The following is a 16,809-nucleotide window of genomic DNA, read 5'->3' on the forward strand; positions in this document are numbered from 1 at the left end:
ACCGTATTTTAGGTACCAAATACAATTTACTAAAAACCACCCAAAAATTCACACTTCAAAACAACCAAATTAATTAAAACACATTTTTTCAAACTTCTAAGCCACTGTCTTCTAATCTCTCTAACTGACCTTGAATCCAACGAATCACACTACCAGACTCAATTGCATGTGGCTCAAAACGCTGAATCTTGTAGCCCATTTCCTCGGCCAAATCATATTTATTAAAGGCATTTGCTATCTTCTTACCACCACGCCCAACAGCCCAAGGACTACCTGCTATTTCTATAAGAAGTCTCAACTTCACAATATAAAAATCAAATCGCCAATTCTTGGTTGATTCAAATTGAAACTTGCGTTCATAGCCAATCAGGTGTTCTTCTAATTCTTGAAATAAGGTTTCTTCTGCTTCTAAATATTTTTCTTTGGCTTTAGGTAATGGTTTGGTGCGAGGCTTTGTTTTTAGTGGGCGTTTCTTGGTTTTCCAAAAATAGCTGTCAGCATCCATATATTTCACCCATTAAAAAACCACCCGAAGGTGGTTGCAATAAATTTTCTTATTCCGGTACACAAAAACTCAACCAATCCCTTTTAAGTTCTTCTAAATCTTTAGTATTTAATTCTGTAGATGTGTATAGGTAATAAGTAATATTTGAATTTTTAATTATATTGCGGTAATACACGAGATGGGAGACGTTGATGGTTTCTGGTGTATACCAATTCGGCCAAATTCTTTCATCGAACTGATATTCACCATACTTATCTTTATCGGCAATCCAAATACTCATATTACAAAATCCTTAATTATTAAAACCAAATGCATGATATACCAATAATTACAATACTCGATCACATTAAAAATATAATTTTGGACTTAATTAAATCACGTATTTAGCATATTCCTTAGATTCTTCGACCATTTTTTTAATTGCTTAATCTTCTTGCCAACAAGCATCATATCATTACGTGACATCAATCCACGTGACAATGCCTGCCATTTGGTGATTTAGATTCCGTATCTTTCAATGTTCCATTTTGCTTTGACTATACCCATATTCACCACCAATAAGAAAAGAAAACCCTGTCAACATCTAGAATGCGACGGGGTCTTATGTGCCGTAATACGTTCGGCAAGTTAGTTTATCTCTTTAACTTTCAGACAATCCCGGCAAACTTTTAATTCACCATCCTTACAATGATAAATTTCAGTCACACCATGAAAGCCCAATAAGCATTTTAAAAATTGGAGCATATGGTTTTCCTCAACGATATGGTTTTAATTTGGTGTAATACACCTAATAAGGGGTGGTGACTAAATCACATAATTAGGCTGATCTATGTAAAACATATAGCAGGTTTAAAGGTTTCGAATTCGATAGGTTTAAAATTCAGGCATAAAAAAACCCTCGAAGGAGCTTTAATTATTAGTAATTCTATGGATTTAGATCGCTTCTACTTCTTGCAGACCAATATTTGATACAGCGTGAAGTAAGATGTCAGTACCTGCGGAGTGCTTAGCCAAAAGAAGATGCATAACCTCATATCTATCAATTGCACCATTTTCATCAGTTATCAGACTTGACTTGAAATATGCTGCACAATTAACACCATCTGCAACATAACCAATTAGATGCATGTTTTGCTTACCAAGTGACAAGCCATTATTTACTTTAGTTTGAAATCCCATTGCTTATGCCTTGAATTAATTTTAAAACTAAAATCTATACTATCTCATTTACAATATCAAACAAAAACTCAAACAAGTTGTTGAATAATAATATTTTTATTGTCATTTGTTATTTATTACTTAGATAAATCGATGTAATTCCACTATTTTAAATAGATCCCATTCAGGCAATAATGGCGCGCCATACAGGACTTGAACCTGTGGCCATCCACTTAGAAGGCGGATGCTCTATCCAACTGAGCTAATGGCGCATTAAAAAAAGGATGTGGTGATCTGCCACATCCTTGCCTTAGATTACGATATTGATCAGCTCGGCAACTGATCTACCGCTACTCAACACAATAAACTTCTCAAAGTTAGCTATTGATCTGCTTTGTGTCTTTCATCTTTTTTTGGTCGGGAGTCACCACAATTTATGGCTCTGAGGCTAACTCAATGTGTGACGAAATCACATTGGATTCAAACCGATTTATACGGCTGGTTTCTGCATCCCACCGTTTGCGCTTTAGCTGATATACCAAACTCGTATAGCAGCGTCACAAATCAAAATTGCCAAAGTTCTAGCTATTTCATAATCATTTCCTTTTTTTAGTTTTAAGAAAATTCAGACATTAAAAAAGCCCTACATTTCTGTGGGGCTTCCCCCTTATTCATTTGCGCTGATTAAGGATTATTGTTTTGCTATTTTTTTAAAATAACCCTTAAATTTTTACTAAACAATGTGACTCAAGTCAAACTTATTTACTAAAAGTCGCCTTTTCGATGAGCAAAAAAATACCCACAACAGAGAGCTTGTGGGTATGGAAACTTTAAAACTGTGTGGTCAAACCGTAATACGACCAGTATAGAAAAATATACCCTTTATTTTGGGACTATGCAATTATAAATCGTACTCTTCTGCAACCTTAAAAAAATAGCCACGTAAATGTGAATCAAGATCAACACGCCAATCTGCTAGTTTATCGATAGCAAACTTTTCATATTGTTCATATGTTTTTAAATACGCTTTTCGATCAATGCTCATTCCTGAAATCCGATATCGTTCAGATTGGTTATACGAGTTCTCTTTTTTGCCTTCGCATTTACTACACTCAACATGCTTTAGCTCAGACTTGATGTAAACAAAGCCTTTCCCGTTACACTTAGTGCAAATCCCACGTTTAAATAAAAATTGGATTAATGCTGAACGTGCCACCCCTTTTGCTGCTTCCTTCGTTGTTATTTGTTTTGTTTTAAACCCATCATCTTGAAACTTTAACCGGACTTCACTTGTAAGCAGGTTATGCAATAAAGCGAAATGACGATCTCCTGGAGTAATTGATCGTACTAATGCCCAAAGCACTGCATACTCCTCTGTAGTCATATCTCGCATCATCAAAGCTGCACTATTGACTTTGCTTCCACATATAGATGGTCCACCGACATTATCTTTAAATCCATCCATTGTTTTTTGTGCAAGATCGAGAAGGGTAAAATCCACTTTTGATGTACTTGGCATAAATAACAAACGACGCAAGTCTTGGCTGATTGTTATCTCTCTATATTTTTCAAAATTTGCTGTTGCTATCATTATAAATCCCCTAATAACTTCTCAATCTGCTGAATCGCCAAACCACTCTTAACCTGCTCAGTGCTATATCGATACACTGAATAACCCAACGCTGTTGCCGAGTTATATTTCTCCATATCCCCTAAATATCCCTTACCCCGTGTATGCCTACCTCCACTCCAAATCCCACCCTCAACCTCAATCAAAATCATTTTGCCTACAAGGTGAAAATCAGCCCGCCATTTCCGATCCTGACAAAACTTAAATTCTCTCTCAAATGCGATTTTTAGCGCCTTAAGTTGCAAACTGAGCAATGACTCCCCCTCACTCTCAACTTTGCCACCACGCTTCGGACGTTTCGTTTTAGCGCCAGTCTTACGACCACCGCCAAACTGCTTTCTGTATTCCTCAACGCTTATTGACGACATTAGCTCCAATAACTCCGATCCATGGCGTACATGCAGAAGCCAATCAGACCAATCATGCAGAGTGCGAATTTATTCAAGATTCACCCACTCGATCAATTACTGTTTTGATGGCTTTCAGCGTCATATCCTGATCACTGCAATCACGTAAAAGATCAGCAATCATTGAAACTTTGAATTTGTACTTCTCAGCAGTCTTTTCCGCAGATTTCTGCTTGCAATCAATTTCTGTATTGAATGCAATCAATTCATTGAGTTCTTGTTTGATCTGGATATAACACTGCTCCATGTTGTTCAGTTGAGCTTTCAGATCATTGATAGTGGTTTCTTGATGTTGCCATGCCCCCCAGCCTGCCTGCACAACTGTGTACTTGTAATCCCCGCTTCTTTCGCAAAAACTTAAAGGGTCAGATACCTTGCTACTAATCACCTCATAAGCATATGTATGCTTAAATCCCTCTTCAAATTGCTCTCTCATCGATCAATCTCCACTGACCAATCCTCTCCACTCGCTATATCCCATACAATTGCTCTTGGACTAATGTGGTTGCGAATGTCGGTGCAACAATCCAAAATGCTAATCTCAGATGAATCCTTTTCAGAACAATTATTTATTTCACTTTGCAGCTGCTGTTGTATTACTGTGAAATTCCCCACCAATACAGCACCACCTTGTATTTTTTCTTGCCTTAAAATTGCATACTGCTCAAGCTCTTTTTCCTCACTTTGTCCGTACCAGTGGTTATCGTAATCTGCAATTTCGGTGCGGATGTCTTTAAGCGAAATAAACCGATTTTCAGCCACAAACAGCTCAAAGTTTTTATATGAGCTAACACTCCAATGAGATTCATCACCATCATCAATCCATAGCCCTGCTGGGGATGCACCATCATCCGATGAAAGTAAGTAAAATATTGACAATCCAAATGAAAGCTTAAAGTGTGTGCCGTCCTCAGGCGCACCATCAACAATCGCCCGGCACTTCTCAATGCCTAATTTTTCAATTAAATTCATGCACTCGCTCCCATAACGTCCATATCAAGCAACTCAACTTTCAGATCAATCAGCAATACACACTCACCAAGTGATTCAGAAGCATCTTGGCAATTCAGGTATTGATTAGATTCTTCATCAAAGAAATAAACCTGATGCCCTTCTGCGTCCGCATATCCGTAAACTTTCTTGTCAGGAAAGTAGCAGTTTGGGAAACATGCATTTGTCATGACTTGGCTTACAATAATTTCAGCCATTCCGTGACCGCCAACTTGCTCGATTAAATTCATGCCTTTACCCCACAACGAACACATTGGCCATCTTTTGTTTTAAATTGACTTATTCCGTGTGAATCACACCAATAAGCGAAAGTTTTGCGCTTGAATTGCTTTGCCAATGCTTGAAGCTCAGATTTAGATTTATCAAAACAAGGACTACGGAAAGTCATGCATTGTCCACGCTCCAAGGTTTTAGGCTCACCACCATTTGCTAAGAACTTCTCCATTTCTGTTTCTAGTTCTTCACGTAAATTTCGCTTAGCAACGATCTGAGCATGCGTGATGTCTTTACCCGCTCTGACTGCTTGAATACGTTGATTTAGGATTTCGTTCATGCTGCCACCCCGTCCAAAGTTCCGTTGTATCCAACCTGTTTTAAATACGATTCCCATTTTTTCGCTTGAGTGGGATTTTCAAGTTTTACCGCAATTCGTGCTGCAAGTTTTTCGTAAGACTCCCCTGGTTCAGAGAACTTGCCTGAGAACTCAGGATGGTGAGCAAGTTTCAATGCGAAAGCGTGAATCTGTTTTTCAGAAAGTTGTTGAGATTTAGATCCTGTACCTGCAGGTTTTCCAGAAGTTGAATTCTGATTATTCGAGTACTTGGTTCGGTAAGCGTTGATCAGCCAATCCGTGAAGTGATAAATCATCAGATCATCGCTCATGGTTTTTTCAGCGTTATAATTTTCAAAGGCACGTACTTCGCGTTCAAGCCATGTTGAATTCAAGATGGCTTCAAAATCAATTCCGTCATCGGTCAAATTAATTTCTTCACGAAGTTTTTTAGAACAAAACCATATTTTTTTATTTTTAGATTCTAATGATAGATTCTTTGAAAGATTCCGTGTCCCAACGTTGGGACTGTTTAACGGAATTGTTGGGACTCTTTCATGGAATTGTTGGGACTGTTCCGTTGTTGGAACTGTTCCACTGTTGGGACTGTTTAAATCATCATTTTCGGCATCAAACAGTACCGTTATTGGGACTGTTTCTCGCCCATTTACACCCATTAATTTGTAAACTTTGACTTGTTTTGTACGTCCTTTTCGCTCACCTGTATCCATAATTAAGCCATCGTCAATCAGCTCATCGATAATTTTTAAGACTGTTTTACGATCCATATCGGTATCTTCAACCAATCTTGCGACACTTGGATAGGCACAATGATCCTCACTTGCACGGTCGGCAAGTGAGAGCAAAACAAGCTTTTTAAGGGGTTTTAGACTGCCACCTTTCTTCTGCTTCTGGCGAACTTTCCAAGCCCAAATCGTTGCATCTAAGCTCATACCTCACCTACCTTTTCATTCACTTGAATGAACCGTCCAAACATTAATATTTTCTCAGCACGTAAAAGACTCGAAATAAGCTCTCCTGCCTGATACACCGTCATTCGGTGCTCATTGGTCAGAATCTCAATCAACTCATCGCGTGTGACTGCAGCATTAGATTCATCACGTTTGATCTTGCGTAAATTCTCACGACGAACCTTCAATATTCCATCAAGTGATTTCAATGCAGGTTCATACCAAGATTGAGTCCATTGGATCTGTTTATGTCCAGGTGCTTTGTGGAAGTGTTGGTTTGTAGTCATGAAACCTCCGCTAAAGCTTGTTCAGCTTCGGTTAGACGACGGTTCGCATTAAGCTCTGTGATTGACGCAGGGCGAATCCATGACTCATATACACATTGACCACATTCAAGCCAATAATGATCATTTGGCTGATATGCATCCACAACCTTTAAATCATTAAATTCAATGTGATTCGCATAAACCACCACATCGCCTTTAATGAATTTTTGGTTTTCAGAAATTTGAATTAAACAGGTATTACACTGCTCTTCTTTAAAATTGGTGCACTTGTTAGCGCATGGATGTTTTGGTATATTTGATTTCATATTCAATGCCCTCTGAAGTTTTGAATTACTAAAAGCCTGATCTCATCCATCAGGCTTTTTCCATTTCAGATCCTGACGTATATTTTTTCATTTGCTTAAGAGCTGCTTGATCAACTGCGGTTGCTAATTCAATTAGATGCAAAGTCAATTGATGAATTTCTTCATATTCTTGTGGTGTAACAACACCATCTTCATACGCCTCATAAACAACCTTGTTCGCTTTTCCTGACTTAATGTTGTGTTGCATCATTGCCTCAAAGATCGACAATTCATGATGCTTACTACGGTCACAAGTCACAGGTACCAAAGCAAAGCCAAGTTCATGCGCCCAAATTTTTAATAGCGCAGGGTTCTGTGTGTAATACAGGATAGCTTCGAGCTTTTTTAAACTTGGCAGATGGTTAGGCATATTGATATTTGCGTAATTGCAAATCGTGTTATGTGAATCCCCGACGACTTGAGCAATATCCTTTGGTGTAAAACCCGGTGTCTTGCTGATCATTTGCCAAATTGCATTTTGTGCTTCACGGCTTAAATTAATTTCCATTTGTGAAATCCTTGTTTTCTTTCACGTTTATTTAAAACATTGACCGAGTGATAATTCGATTAAGGGATTTAGGCGGTTAATTGCTCAAAAATTCCTTTTAAAGATGGGCAGAGTTCGACTGCTTTGAATTCACCCTTTGTGGCAACTTGTGCACGAATAGCTACACGCTCAGACATTTTTTTAGTGCCACAAACCCAACCAGATACTGCGGGTTGTTTCACATCAAGAGCTTTGGCGGTGTTTTCTTGTCCACCAAAGTGGGCTACAAGCATTTGGAATTTATTATCTATAGATTCAGGCATGGTTATATTCCTATAAAATATAACCAATATTATAACTGTAGTTATCAATAGTCAATAGCTATAGTTATTTGATTACTTATAACTAAGGTTATATATTTACTTAAAGAAATTTGGTGTTTGTCATGACTCTTAAAGACCGTTTAAAAGAATCTCGGAAGAAAGCTGGTAAGACGCAAGCTGAAGTTGCTGAAGCCGTCAAAATATCTCAGCCTGCATATCAAGCGCTCGAATCAGGCAGAAACCAAAAATCAGCATTTCTCCCAATGATTGCTCAGTTCCTCGGTGTTGATCCATATTGGCTTACCACAGGTGGGGATGATGATAGCTTTGGAGAAAATGACTTACTCAAACCAACCATTGTTGAACATGGGTCTGACAATGAATTTGTTTGGATAGATGTTGTTGAGGCTAATTTTTCTTGTGGTGTTGGTGAATCCATAGAATTTCACTTCGATGCTATAAATGGAAAAATACCCTTCCCACCTTCGTTTTTAAAAGCAAAAAATGTCACTGAAAATTCAATGAAAATTATTAAAGCTAAAGGCGACAGCATGGCTGACTTCATTAAAGACGGTGACTTGGTGGGAATTAATTTAGCCCAAACAGATATTATAGATGGCGAGATTTATGCTGTGTATTTAGCTGGTGAAGGCATGATTAAGCAAATATTTAAAGAAGCTGATGGTTCTTTAATACTCCATAGCCTTAATGAGAAATATAGAGATAAGTTGGTTACAGAAGAAAATGGTAAAAATTTCAAAGTAATAGGACGTCAAATTTGGCGAGCTGGGTAATTAAACTTTCCTAAAAAGAGAACATTATGATTGGAACTCTCAATAAATCTAAAACTGCGCTAACAATTAATCGTCAAGAATTTAAACAGGCATTAGAAAAAATTGGCGCAGGAATTGATAAGCAGATAACGTCACTTAAAAAAGCCAAGCAGAGCTATGACGCTGCTGAAATGGCACAGGAAGTTATTAACGAAGCCAATATCTTTGAAGCCATTATTGAGGGCTTTAACGAAGCAGAAGAAACCAATCTAAAGCTGGCTGACATTACCAATCTTGAGTTGGCACAAGGATGGATAGATGAGTTTTTAGAAAAGTATTCTGAGGCATAAATGGACCTGATCAATTTTGCTGGCTAGATTAAATAACTGCGAACCTGAAGCAGATTTAATGCTAGAAATTATTTTATTGCATACAAAAGTGAATAACATGTTTGATCGTACCGTACTAAATAAACTTCATGTAAATCAGTTCAGAAGTTTAGAAAATATTGAAATTAATTTGGGTAACAGTATTTCTGTTATTTGTGGTAAAAATGGGACTGCAAAATCTACAATTTTAGGACTAATTGCTCAAATATTTAGCTTTGAAACAAATTATGCTAATGGTGAAAAACTTCAATACAAAAATGAAGAAAATGAATTAGTAGATTATAGAACGATAATTGGAAAACTTTTTACATCTCAATTCCGCGAGCATTTCAGATTATCAAAGCAATTTGATCTACCAGGCCAATTGGACTGTAATTATTCCCTTTATGACGCACTAATAGGTAAACAAATTGACAGCTTATCTCTTACAATGACAAATACTGCTGGCAGGGATTTTCGGACAGTTGTAAGAGGAAATTTAACTACTGACTTTACAACCAATACTAGTAGAAATGTTACTCATCCAGTCATATACCTAAGCTTAAAAAGATTAATCCCTCTTCCCGAAAGATCAAAGTATGATCCTAAGTCAATTGAATATCTTGATAAAAATCAAAAAGAATTTATTAAATTAAGTAACACAATTCTCGGTAAAAGAAGTAATAACAACTTAACAGCAACATCGGGGACTTTGGAGTCAGCTGTAGCTCACAATGATAAGTATGATCATGAATCTGTTTCAGTTGGAGAAGATAATTGCGGGCAAATTGTATTAGCTCTCATGTCATTTAAGAAACTTTCTGAAGAGTTAGGTGACACATATAAAGGGGGTATTCTTTTAATTGATGAGGTTGATGCAGGACTGTTCCCTGCAGCACAAAAAAATTTGATTGATGTTATCAAATCATATTCAGAAAAGTATAAAATTCAGGTAGTAATGACATCTCATTCACCATTAATTATTGAAGAAGTTAAAAATTTATCAAATTTCCCTAAACAAAAAAGTAAGTTCAAAGTTCTATACTTAACAAATACATATGGAAAAATAAGAATTGATGAGAATATAGGATGGGAACAAATTCTAGCAGATTTAAAAATTGAAACTCTAATTGATGTTGCATCAAATAAGCTTCCTTCTGTAAATGTATATTTTGAAGATAAAGAGGCAAGTGATTTTTTTGCATCCCTAGTCACAAGTAGGCAGTATAAATTTCTAAATAAATTTGATGATGTTAACAATGGTTCTGAATTCTACAAATCATTGATGAATAAAAACATCCCTGAATTTTGTATAAAAAGCTTAGTTGTCTTTGATGCAGATGTAGCTCAAATAAGCAAACATAAAAATGCTTTAAAACTGCCTGGGGAGCTCCCACCAGACCAGCTCTTATTTGACTTCTTATATAAATTACCGCCTGATGACGACTTTTGGCATAATGAAATCCAATACACCAAAGAAGTCTTTATAAGAGCTACGGCAGATATTTTTGACCGCTTAGATTTAAGTGAAACTCCAGATAAGGATTACGACCTTCCTGCTTTATTAAAACAGGATATTGCAAATGGACATAAGCGAATTCGCGATTTGTTTAAAAGCTTCTATAAGACCGCAGATCTACAAAGAATGCTAAAGAAGGTGAATACAAATCCTTTTAGATACTACTTATCATGCAATCCATCAATTAAGCAAAAATTCATTTCTGATTTAAATACTAGACTAGAATTTATTCTCATTAACGGTTATCAGATAGAAGTTTCCTATGTTAAAGTTGCTTTGGGTAATGATTAGCTTTTACGGGATTATTGAGAAGTTTTATATAAATGAATAAATTTCATACGCCCTTACGCTATCCTGGTGGAAAAGGTAAGTTTGCTCCGTTTGTTAAAGACTTAATGGAGGCTAATAATCTTACAGGTGACTATCTCGAACCATATGCGGGAGGATCTGGTGTAGCTCTTGATTTGCTTTTCAATGGACATTGTAAAAACATTCACATAAATGACTTTGATGTGGCTGTATTCAATTTTTGGAAATCTGTCACTGCAAATACTGAATGCTTTCTTAAGCTAGTAAACGATACAGAAATTACTATTGATGAATGGCATAAGCAAAAAGCTATATTAGCGAAACCTGAAGATTATAGTCAACTTGAACATGGGTTTGCTACTTTTTTCTTAAATAGAACTAATCGGTCTGGAATTTTAAAAGGTGGTGTTATTGGTGGTAAGCATCAAGACGGCAACTATAAATTAGATGCTAGATATCATAAAGAGAATTTGTCAAAACGGATTGAAAAAATTGGTGAATATAAAGATCGTATTAACGTCTATAATTATGATGCTCTTAAACTTTTAAGCCAAGTTGACTCTATCCTGCCACAGGATTCATTAATCTATTTAGACCCCCCTTATTATGTTAAGGGGCAAGGTTTATATCGAAATTTCTACTTCCATGACGATCATGTCCAAATTAGGAATGCATTGGATGAGGTAAAAACAAAATGGATTGTTTCTTATGATAACTGTCCTGAAATTAAAGAAATATATACTGGTTATCGACAAGTTGATTATGCTTTAAATTATAGTGCTTACTACAAAGTTAAGGGTTCGGAGGTTATGATTTATTGTGATTCGATTAAGCCTGTAAGAATTCCAACAGCCAATAAACAACCGAAATTAGATTTTAATATTGAATCAATATATTAAGTTATCTTGACCCACCCCGTGTGGGTTTTCTTTTATATAAAACAAACAATAAGGGTGTATATAAAACATACCTTACCAACTATAATTTAAGCTCAAATCCCACACACTCTGAATTATGATCACACTCGTATCTCTATTGCTTATCGATGTCACGGCAATGATTGCAACAGTAGTATTCGTCAACATGAAGAAATAAAAATCTTTGAATCCAAACCCACCTAGCGTGGGTTTTCTTTTTAATAAATCCATATTTTCCCTGATATTATGAGCTTAAGACTTTGTGCCAACATTGATCTTAAATAACTATTAATACTGGAGAAAATATGAAACCTAAACTTATAGAAGCCCTAGCGTTAGAACTTACAAAATCAAAACTTGCCAATAAGGACACTACTGCATCTGATTGGGTTAAAGCCTATAAAGAATCACACGCAGAAATTGAAGAAGTGTGTGATGAGGGGCGTGTGTATCACAAACCAGTTGCTGGAGGTTCGCGCGTGTTTTAACAACTAGCCTTAGAAATCACTAAGCAACCACTCTTTTGTGAAAATTCTAAAAGAGTGGTTTTTAGCTCATCCATAACCTTCAGTGGGCATTCAATCACTACCGTACCAATGTGATTCCCAAAAATAAGTGTCTGTGCGGCACGTACCTGCTTCTCTATATCTTCAGGCTTCACGCCATTCAGTAATAGTTTTTCAACAAATTGCTTACGCCACTCAAATATTTCATTCGAAAGCTGCATACTCATTTCTATCACCTTTGATAGTGGGTTTTCTTTTGCCTATTAAAACATAAAACAACAATTACAGTTATTAAAATTATAATCAAAGTAATATTTTTATAACTTCACCCTTGACTATTAAAATAACTATAGTTATATTTACCTCACAGACAAACAAAAGCCCCAAACGATCTTGCAGGACGCGGGGCTAATTGAACTAACGAGGCAATTATGAATCTAAAACCAACATCAATCAACCCTACTGTTACACATCGTGTACAGCGATTCGGGTTTATCAAAATCGTTGCTCTCAGCGGTTTATTCGCTACAGGTGCACTCGCACTTGCTTACGATCCACAAGTAACTGAGTACAAGTTAGCGACTCCTTTACATGCTCCTGCTCAAAATGCTGTAGCAGCTATGGCACTCCAAGAAAATACAGGTACTGCGGTTGTTCGTTTAGATGGCTTCACACTTGATGTGAATTTTAAATACAACCCTGTGGAAGAAAACTACGGTGTACCAGGTAGTGATTTCATGAATGCTGAAATCCTAGACCTTGCGGTAGATCAGGCTTATGACAATTCAGGTAATGAGATTTCTGACTTCACCGACTTCAATGACCATTTGACTATCAATGCAATGTTGGTAGCTCACATCCTTCAAAACCGTATGTTGGAGGGCGTTTAAATGACTACAAATATTCCAAAACAAGAAGTTATGCCCTTTGGCAAACATAAAGGCACGGCGTTAAAAGACCTAAAAGTTAGCTATGTAGTTTGGTTGTTATCACTTGAAACTCTGAATAAAAACTTGCGTAAAAGCTTGGAGTTATTACCGGGTATTCCTGAATTTAAGAGACGCCAAGCCGACGCAATCATGTTTAGTAAGCCGTGCTTTCAGCGTGACAACCACTACAGCAAAAACCAACGCATTGCTTATAACAATGCTAAATATAATTAAGGGGAATCACATGTCATTAAATATTATCCCTGCTGACCAAGCTCTAAATATCAGCGCAATTATTACCTATATCTACGCAGATCCAGGTTTGGGTAAAACATCACTTGGCTTTACTGCTGACAATGCTATCTCTTTTGACTTTGACCGTGGTGCACATCGCACAGGTGAACTACGTCGTGGTGCAGTAGTTCCTGTTCAGCAATGGTCTGATATTGAAAATATCAAAGAACAAGACCTTGCCCCATATAACACAGTAGTTATTGATACTGTTGGTGCAATGCTTGAAGCCATTAAAACCCATCTACTTAAAACTTCTACAAATCGTCAACAAGATCAAACGCTAAAACTCAAAGCACAAGGCCTTGCGAATATGAAGTTTAAACAGTACATCAGCACGCTTTTAAGCTATGGCAAAGATGTTGTTTTTATTGCTCATGCCTCGGAAGACCATAACGGTGATCAAGTTATCTATCGACCTGAGCTGGGTGGTAAAAATCGTAATGAGCTTTATCGTATTGCAGACATCATGGGCTATATGACTACTGTGACGACAGGTGAAGGTAAAAATGCTCGTGTGATCAATTTCAATCCATCTCCTACCCATCATGCGAAAAACTCAGGTGCTTTAGGCGGTAAGACCGGTGAGGTGTGGGTTCCAGATCTTAAAGTTAATCCTGCATTTTTGGCTGATTTAATCAGAGATGCAAAAGCACACATTAATACCCTTACACCTGCTCAACTTGCAAATGCAAAAGCTCTTGAGGATTTTGAAAATTGGAAGCAAAGCTGTGAAGAGGCAATGCATGCAGGTGATCTAAATCAACTTACTGAAACGCTGAAATTAGATAAAGAGCATATTTATTACCAAAACATGCGCCAAGTTATGGTCGCACGCTCCAAATTCTTAAAGTGTACTTTCGACACTCAACGTGATTCTTGGATTAGCCCGCCTGAATTCAATGGTCTGACAGATCAACAGCGCGACGATCTACAAGCTTTCATCGATGAGCGTGGTCTCGATGTGAAAACTATATGCGAGCATTTTGGTGTAGATGCTTTAACTCAAATCGAATCAAGTCAGTTAAATGCGGTTAAAGCTGAAATTGATAAGTTAGCAAAAGAAGGAACTCCGGCATGAATATTCTAAATGGTAATGAAGCTTTTTCTGCATTAATGGCCGGCAAAAAGATCATGTGTCGTGCTGTAGATCAATTGGCTGATTTTGATGACTTGGATCAATTCCCTGCCACTATTTTTGCAATGCCTGGTTATGAGTTCTCTATCAAAATTGATTCTATTGAATTAGCAGGCATTACATTCCTAAAGCCCTTTTCTCTCGATGAATTAGTAGATGGTCAAGAGGTTTGTATTGTAGAAAACTTCAACCGAGTTACTTTAACTCAGTTCTATAGTAGCAATACTCAACTCGTAGAAAATGTTAAAGCCGGATTTGCACAACGAGATCGTGAGAATGCAAGTAAACAGCTCGAGGCGATCCAAAAGGTTTTAGGTTTTGAAAATACGATCTATCTTCAAAAAGGTTATGCGGTAGAAAAAGACAGTGATCAACCTGTTGAAACAAAAAAACGTCAATCACGGAAAAAGACTACTGATACCTCTGTGACCATTGCTGACGTTGAGCCTTCAGGTGTAGAAAGCGAAGATACGCCTTGGGAGGCTGATGCAGTATCTACTGAGGTGGTGGTAATAGATACTGTTGATGATCTCTATGCCTCGTTTGAACATCAAATCAGCCAAGCAACCACAACTGAAAATTTGATACAAATCCGTGCACAATTCTCCGCTAATGGCACTTTGAGTGATGATCAGCATAATGATCTTAATACATATTTTAATGAAAAATTAGCCGAACTAAATCCAGAGCAATATACACCTAAGATTGAGATTATCTCTCAAGAAAATGTCACTACTTCTGAAGACAGTTTGATAAATGAAACTGTTGAGCAAGGCGAGCCTACCCCTGAACATCAAGAGCATTTAGACGCAATCCTTGTCGCAGTAGCTAATGCTCAAACACCAATCGAAGTTAATGCACAAATTCGCTATACAAAATCTTGGACTGAGGAACAGCGAAAACCTGTCATTCAAGCTATGAATAAGCGATTGATCGAACTGAATGATCAAAAAGAAGTAGATATAGAGCAACCACCTTCGTTAATGGTGCGAATTCAGAATGCTCAAAATGAACGTGAGTTAAATGAGTTATTACCTGAAATTTGTTCTCGTCACGTTGATATTCAACCAAAGCTGATGGACCTTGTTAAGAAGCGTCGCTTTGAATTGGAAAATCAAGGTTCGCAGGTGGCTTCATGAAAAGAATCCCTAAATCTCACTTCACCCTCTTCACTGTGTTTATCACAGTGTTGGGGTACAAAGCGAAGCAAAACAGCGATGGCTCAATGGTTTGCATCAATCCGAAGATGTGCAAAGAACGCAGAAAAATCGTGCTTTGGATAAATGGAAAGATGAACAAGGCGTGTCAGATTTTGTGGAACGATTATTTAAATCATTGGTTAGTGATTGGTAAAGAATTTATTGAAGAGCTGAAAAAAGCAAATCAAAGGATGGTGGCATGATGGATATTCAGAAAAATTTAACTCTTCAAGAAAAGCAAAAGTTTTGGGCTGAACAATTGCCAAACTTTGAATCTAAATACTGGTTGCCAAGTCATTTTGAATTTTTGGCTTTTGATATGGATCAAGGCAACTACACCATTAAAGATGATTTAGATCCAAGCTCTGAAGATGACGCTACAGAAATTTGGCACCGTGTAAATACAGGTTGGGCGATGTGGAAAAAAGCTATTAATTTTTCCAAACCTCATGAAGGTTTTGTTTTGGTGCCGAAACTTTCAGCTAATTACTTATTTAATAAAGTGCCTGAGCTTGGCTTTAAACATCAAGATGAAAAAGACACTGTTCTCTACCACTTAAATTATATGGCTTCTGAGTTTAAAGAATCTGCTAAAAATTTTGTTGTTCTTGATCATGAAAAACAGAAGCGTTTTGTTGACGAAAGTGGTCGAGAAGCATACCGCTCAGACTTTGAAATCGTTAAGCAGACTTTAGAGCTAGTTAATCTTTTAGCATCTTCAATTAATGTTTTTCAGCGAGATCCGAGAAGTACAGTTTACCCTTTTGAATCTAAAAATCCGCGTGTGATGGAGTGGTGGCGTACAGCTTGTAAAATTCAAGAGCTACTTACAGATACTGATCCTGAAAATTGTGATTTTGAGGAATACAAAGCCATGATCGAAGCACAGGAGCAAAGTCATGAGTAGAACCGCAAAACAAATTGTTGACCAGACTCATGCACTTGCTGAGGCTTTTTATCTGCACCTTGGTTATGAGCATGTTGGAGATCGCCACGGCAATCTTTACGAATCAAGCCATCCAATGGAACAAAGCATGTGGCATATGGCTTGTTTAGCGCAGATTGAATTAACAGCAACTGATCCAAACGATGCTTTAAGTGAATTAGATGAGGAGCAAAGTCATGATTGAGAAAATTAATCAATTATTGCCGGTTGAAGTTGAGCGCAATAATCATGGTGAATGGAT

The 16,809-nt window shown here is 37.2% G+C and carries 27 protein-coding genes and 1 tRNA gene; 12 read left to right on the forward strand and 16 right to left on the reverse strand.

The window, feature by feature from the left end; all coding sequences use genetic code 11:
* Positions 1 to 88 precede the first annotated feature (88 nt).
* The 15 genes from ACK1JC_RS10535 to ACK1JC_RS10605 all read right to left on the reverse strand — a co-directional run bounded on the left by ACK1JC_RS10535 (position 89) and on the right by ACK1JC_RS10605 (position 7,673).
* Entirely contained in the window at positions 89 to 505 is a 417-nt protein-coding gene (locus ACK1JC_RS10535) for a hypothetical protein (RefSeq protein WP_409511824.1), read from the reverse strand.
* Positions 506 to 554: 49 nt separating this feature from the next.
* A complete protein-coding gene (locus ACK1JC_RS10540; RefSeq protein ID WP_409511825.1) occupies positions 555 to 785 on the reverse strand; it encodes a hypothetical protein in 231 nt (76 codons plus the stop codon).
* A gap of 653 nt (positions 786 to 1,438) precedes the next feature.
* Positions 1,439 to 1,684, reverse strand: coding sequence for a hypothetical protein (locus ACK1JC_RS10545; protein WP_409511826.1), 246 nt, complete (start codon positions 1,682 to 1,684; stop codon positions 1,439 to 1,441).
* Between the two features lie 174 nt (positions 1,685 to 1,858).
* Positions 1,859 to 1,935: transfer RNA gene (locus tag ACK1JC_RS10550), tRNA-Arg, on the reverse strand.
* 629 nt (positions 1,936 to 2,564) lie between these two features.
* Entirely contained in the window at positions 2,565 to 3,254 is a 690-nt protein-coding gene (locus ACK1JC_RS10555) for a hypothetical protein (RefSeq protein WP_409511827.1), read from the reverse strand.
* Positions 3,254 to 3,661, reverse strand: a complete 408-nt coding sequence (locus ACK1JC_RS10560) for a hypothetical protein (RefSeq protein ID WP_409511828.1) — start codon at positions 3,659 to 3,661, stop codon at positions 3,254 to 3,256. Before ACK1JC_RS10560 ends, ACK1JC_RS10555 begins: the two co-directional genes overlap by 1 nt.
* A 73-nt stretch (positions 3,662 to 3,734) precedes the next feature.
* Complete coding sequence (locus ACK1JC_RS10565) at positions 3,735 to 4,136, reverse strand: hypothetical protein (RefSeq protein WP_409511829.1); 402 nt, start codon at positions 4,134 to 4,136, stop codon at positions 3,735 to 3,737.
* Positions 4,133 to 4,672 carry a hypothetical protein gene (locus ACK1JC_RS10570; protein WP_409511830.1) on the reverse strand — a complete coding sequence of 180 codons (540 nt, stop codon included), beginning with the start codon at positions 4,670 to 4,672 and terminating at the stop codon, positions 4,133 to 4,135. The genes ACK1JC_RS10565 and ACK1JC_RS10570 overlap by 4 nt, the downstream gene beginning before the upstream one ends.
* Positions 4,669 to 4,941 (reverse strand): hypothetical protein, encoded by a 273-nt coding sequence (locus ACK1JC_RS10575; RefSeq protein WP_409511831.1) that lies wholly within the window; start codon positions 4,939 to 4,941, stop codon positions 4,669 to 4,671. The genes ACK1JC_RS10570 and ACK1JC_RS10575 overlap by 4 nt, the downstream gene beginning before the upstream one ends.
* Positions 4,938 to 5,264 carry a hypothetical protein gene (locus tag ACK1JC_RS10580; protein ID WP_409511832.1) on the reverse strand — a complete coding sequence of 109 codons (327 nt, stop codon included), beginning with the start codon at positions 5,262 to 5,264 and terminating at the stop codon, positions 4,938 to 4,940. The genes ACK1JC_RS10575 and ACK1JC_RS10580 overlap by 4 nt, the downstream gene beginning before the upstream one ends.
* The gene (locus ACK1JC_RS10585; protein ID WP_409511833.1) at positions 5,261 to 6,214 is read right to left on the reverse strand and encodes a helix-turn-helix domain-containing protein; all 954 of its coding nucleotides are present in this window, start codon (positions 6,212 to 6,214) and stop codon (positions 5,261 to 5,263) included. The genes ACK1JC_RS10580 and ACK1JC_RS10585 overlap by 4 nt, the downstream gene beginning before the upstream one ends.
* On the reverse strand, positions 6,211 to 6,519 hold the full coding sequence (locus tag ACK1JC_RS10590; protein ID WP_409511834.1) for a hypothetical protein: 309 nt from the start codon (positions 6,517 to 6,519) through the stop codon (positions 6,211 to 6,213). The genes ACK1JC_RS10585 and ACK1JC_RS10590 overlap by 4 nt, the downstream gene beginning before the upstream one ends.
* Positions 6,516 to 6,824 (reverse strand): hypothetical protein, encoded by a 309-nt coding sequence (locus tag ACK1JC_RS10595; protein WP_409511835.1) that lies wholly within the window; start codon positions 6,822 to 6,824, stop codon positions 6,516 to 6,518. Before ACK1JC_RS10595 ends, ACK1JC_RS10590 begins: the two co-directional genes overlap by 4 nt.
* 49 nt (positions 6,825 to 6,873) lie before the next feature.
* Positions 6,874 to 7,371, reverse strand: coding sequence for a phage regulatory CII family protein (locus ACK1JC_RS10600; RefSeq protein ID WP_409511836.1), 498 nt, complete (start codon positions 7,369 to 7,371; stop codon positions 6,874 to 6,876).
* 68 nt (positions 7,372 to 7,439) lie between these two features.
* Positions 7,440 to 7,673 (reverse strand): Cro/CI family transcriptional regulator, encoded by a 234-nt coding sequence (locus ACK1JC_RS10605; protein ID WP_409511837.1) that lies wholly within the window; start codon positions 7,671 to 7,673, stop codon positions 7,440 to 7,442.
* Between the two features lie 122 nt (positions 7,674 to 7,795).
* On the opposite strand from ACK1JC_RS10605, the gene ACK1JC_RS10610 reads away from it, so the two are divergent.
* From ACK1JC_RS10610 to ACK1JC_RS10630, 5 genes are all read left to right on the forward strand, one after another.
* Positions 7,796 to 8,467, forward strand: a complete 672-nt coding sequence (locus tag ACK1JC_RS10610; protein ID WP_409511838.1) for an XRE family transcriptional regulator — start codon at positions 7,796 to 7,798, stop codon at positions 8,465 to 8,467.
* A gap of 26 nt (positions 8,468 to 8,493) precedes the next feature.
* Positions 8,494 to 8,796, forward strand: a complete 303-nt coding sequence (locus ACK1JC_RS10615) for a hypothetical protein (protein ID WP_409511839.1) — start codon at positions 8,494 to 8,496, stop codon at positions 8,794 to 8,796.
* Between the two features lie 97 nt (positions 8,797 to 8,893).
* On the forward strand, positions 8,894 to 10,624 hold the full coding sequence (locus ACK1JC_RS10620; RefSeq protein ID WP_409511840.1) for an AAA family ATPase: 1,731 nt from the start codon (positions 8,894 to 8,896) through the stop codon (positions 10,622 to 10,624).
* 32 nt (positions 10,625 to 10,656) lie between these two features.
* The gene (locus ACK1JC_RS10625) at positions 10,657 to 11,541 is read left to right on the forward strand and encodes a DNA adenine methylase (RefSeq protein ID WP_409511841.1); all 885 of its coding nucleotides are present in this window, start codon (positions 10,657 to 10,659) and stop codon (positions 11,539 to 11,541) included.
* Between the two features lie 323 nt (positions 11,542 to 11,864).
* Entirely contained in the window at positions 11,865 to 12,047 is a 183-nt protein-coding gene (locus ACK1JC_RS10630; RefSeq protein WP_409511842.1) for a hypothetical protein, read from the forward strand.
* Here the strand turns inward: ACK1JC_RS10630 and ACK1JC_RS10635 are convergent.
* Positions 12,044 to 12,292, reverse strand: a complete 249-nt coding sequence (locus tag ACK1JC_RS10635) for a hypothetical protein (RefSeq protein ID WP_409511843.1) — start codon at positions 12,290 to 12,292, stop codon at positions 12,044 to 12,046. The two genes, ACK1JC_RS10630 and ACK1JC_RS10635, sit on opposite strands and share 4 nt — an antisense overlap.
* 204 nt (positions 12,293 to 12,496) lie before the next feature.
* Between ACK1JC_RS10635 and ACK1JC_RS10640 the strand changes: the two genes are divergently transcribed.
* The 7 genes from ACK1JC_RS10640 to ACK1JC_RS10670 are packed head-to-tail and all read left to right on the forward strand — an operon-like array spanning position 12,497 to position 16,752.
* A complete protein-coding gene (locus ACK1JC_RS10640; RefSeq protein WP_409511844.1) occupies positions 12,497 to 12,955 on the forward strand; it encodes a hypothetical protein in 459 nt (152 codons plus the stop codon).
* Positions 12,956 to 13,228, forward strand: a complete 273-nt coding sequence (locus ACK1JC_RS10645; RefSeq protein WP_409511845.1) for a putative quorum-sensing-regulated virulence factor — start codon at positions 12,956 to 12,958, stop codon at positions 13,226 to 13,228. It abuts the gene before it with no gap.
* 10 nt (positions 13,229 to 13,238) lie between these two features.
* Positions 13,239 to 14,366 carry an ATP-binding protein gene (locus ACK1JC_RS10650; protein ID WP_409511846.1) on the forward strand — a complete coding sequence of 376 codons (1,128 nt, stop codon included), beginning with the start codon at positions 13,239 to 13,241 and terminating at the stop codon, positions 14,364 to 14,366.
* Positions 14,363 to 15,562: a hypothetical protein gene (locus ACK1JC_RS10655; protein WP_409511847.1), complete on the forward strand. Its 1,200-nt coding sequence runs from the start codon at positions 14,363 to 14,365 to the stop codon at positions 15,560 to 15,562. The genes ACK1JC_RS10650 and ACK1JC_RS10655 overlap by 4 nt, the downstream gene beginning before the upstream one ends.
* Positions 15,559 to 15,825 carry a hypothetical protein gene (locus tag ACK1JC_RS10660; RefSeq protein ID WP_409511848.1) on the forward strand — a complete coding sequence of 89 codons (267 nt, stop codon included), beginning with the start codon at positions 15,559 to 15,561 and terminating at the stop codon, positions 15,823 to 15,825. The genes ACK1JC_RS10655 and ACK1JC_RS10660 overlap by 4 nt, the downstream gene beginning before the upstream one ends.
* Complete coding sequence (locus ACK1JC_RS10665; protein WP_409511849.1) at positions 15,822 to 16,529, forward strand: hypothetical protein; 708 nt, start codon at positions 15,822 to 15,824, stop codon at positions 16,527 to 16,529. The genes ACK1JC_RS10660 and ACK1JC_RS10665 overlap by 4 nt, the downstream gene beginning before the upstream one ends.
* Complete coding sequence (locus tag ACK1JC_RS10670; RefSeq protein WP_409511850.1) at positions 16,522 to 16,752, forward strand: hypothetical protein; 231 nt, start codon at positions 16,522 to 16,524, stop codon at positions 16,750 to 16,752. Before ACK1JC_RS10665 ends, ACK1JC_RS10670 begins: the two co-directional genes overlap by 8 nt.
* Positions 16,753 to 16,809: the final 57 nt, after the last annotated feature.

The organism is Acinetobacter sp. TY2 (assembly GCF_046269225.1).
Classification (GTDB): domain Bacteria; phylum Pseudomonadota; class Gammaproteobacteria; order Pseudomonadales; family Moraxellaceae; genus Acinetobacter.

Bases quoted from the DNA above. Each gene is read 5' to 3' on its own strand.
- ACK1JC_RS10660 (WP_409511848.1), top strand. From the start codon at position 15,559: ATGAAAAGAATCCCTAAATCTCACTTCACCCTCTTCACTGTGTTTATC.
- ACK1JC_RS10645 (WP_409511845.1), top strand. From the start codon at position 12,956: ATGACTACAAATATTCCAAAACAAGAAGTTATGCCCTTTGGCAAACAT.
- ACK1JC_RS10625 (WP_409511841.1), top strand. From the start codon at position 10,657: ATGAATAAATTTCATACGCCCTTACGCTATCCTGGTGGAAAAGGTAAG.
- ACK1JC_RS10635 (WP_409511843.1), bottom strand. From the start codon at position 12,292: ATGAGTATGCAGCTTTCGAATGAAATATTTGAGTGGCGTAAGCAATTT.
- ACK1JC_RS10630 (WP_409511842.1), top strand. From the start codon at position 11,865: ATGAAACCTAAACTTATAGAAGCCCTAGCGTTAGAACTTACAAAATCA.
- ACK1JC_RS10565 (WP_409511829.1), bottom strand. From the start codon at position 4,136: ATGAGAGAGCAATTTGAAGAGGGATTTAAGCATACATATGCTTATGAG.
- ACK1JC_RS10580 (WP_409511832.1), bottom strand. From the start codon at position 5,264: ATGAACGAAATCCTAAATCAACGTATTCAAGCAGTCAGAGCGGGTAAA.
- ACK1JC_RS10655 (WP_409511847.1), top strand. From the start codon at position 14,363: ATGAATATTCTAAATGGTAATGAAGCTTTTTCTGCATTAATGGCCGGC.
- ACK1JC_RS10545 (WP_409511826.1), bottom strand. From the start codon at position 1,684: ATGGGATTTCAAACTAAAGTAAATAATGGCTTGTCACTTGGTAAGCAA.
- ACK1JC_RS10570 (WP_409511830.1), bottom strand. From the start codon at position 4,672: ATGAATTTAATTGAAAAATTAGGCATTGAGAAGTGCCGGGCGATTGTT.
- ACK1JC_RS10535 (WP_409511824.1), bottom strand. From the start codon at position 505: ATGGATGCTGACAGCTATTTTTGGAAAACCAAGAAACGCCCACTAAAA.
- ACK1JC_RS10640 (WP_409511844.1), top strand. From the start codon at position 12,497: ATGAATCTAAAACCAACATCAATCAACCCTACTGTTACACATCGTGTA.
- ACK1JC_RS10665 (WP_409511849.1), top strand. From the start codon at position 15,822: ATGATGGATATTCAGAAAAATTTAACTCTTCAAGAAAAGCAAAAGTTT.
- ACK1JC_RS10585 (WP_409511833.1), bottom strand. From the start codon at position 6,214: ATGAGCTTAGATGCAACGATTTGGGCTTGGAAAGTTCGCCAGAAGCAG.
- ACK1JC_RS10670 (WP_409511850.1), top strand. From the start codon at position 16,522: ATGAGTAGAACCGCAAAACAAATTGTTGACCAGACTCATGCACTTGCT.
- ACK1JC_RS10595 (WP_409511835.1), bottom strand. From the start codon at position 6,824: ATGAAATCAAATATACCAAAACATCCATGCGCTAACAAGTGCACCAAT.
- ACK1JC_RS10555 (WP_409511827.1), bottom strand. From the start codon at position 3,254: ATGATAGCAACAGCAAATTTTGAAAAATATAGAGAGATAACAATCAGC.
- ACK1JC_RS10600 (WP_409511836.1), bottom strand. From the start codon at position 7,371: ATGGAAATTAATTTAAGCCGTGAAGCACAAAATGCAATTTGGCAAATG.
- ACK1JC_RS10650 (WP_409511846.1), top strand. From the start codon at position 13,239: ATGTCATTAAATATTATCCCTGCTGACCAAGCTCTAAATATCAGCGCA.
- ACK1JC_RS10540 (WP_409511825.1), bottom strand. From the start codon at position 785: ATGAGTATTTGGATTGCCGATAAAGATAAGTATGGTGAATATCAGTTC.
- ACK1JC_RS10610 (WP_409511838.1), top strand. From the start codon at position 7,796: ATGACTCTTAAAGACCGTTTAAAAGAATCTCGGAAGAAAGCTGGTAAG.
- ACK1JC_RS10605 (WP_409511837.1), bottom strand. From the start codon at position 7,673: ATGCCTGAATCTATAGATAATAAATTCCAAATGCTTGTAGCCCACTTT.
- ACK1JC_RS10560 (WP_409511828.1), bottom strand. From the start codon at position 3,661: ATGTCGTCAATAAGCGTTGAGGAATACAGAAAGCAGTTTGGCGGTGGT.
- ACK1JC_RS10590 (WP_409511834.1), bottom strand. From the start codon at position 6,519: ATGACTACAAACCAACACTTCCACAAAGCACCTGGACATAAACAGATC.
- ACK1JC_RS10615 (WP_409511839.1), top strand. From the start codon at position 8,494: ATGATTGGAACTCTCAATAAATCTAAAACTGCGCTAACAATTAATCGT.
- ACK1JC_RS10620 (WP_409511840.1), top strand. From the start codon at position 8,894: ATGTTTGATCGTACCGTACTAAATAAACTTCATGTAAATCAGTTCAGA.
- ACK1JC_RS10575 (WP_409511831.1), bottom strand. From the start codon at position 4,941: ATGAATTTAATCGAGCAAGTTGGCGGTCACGGAATGGCTGAAATTATT.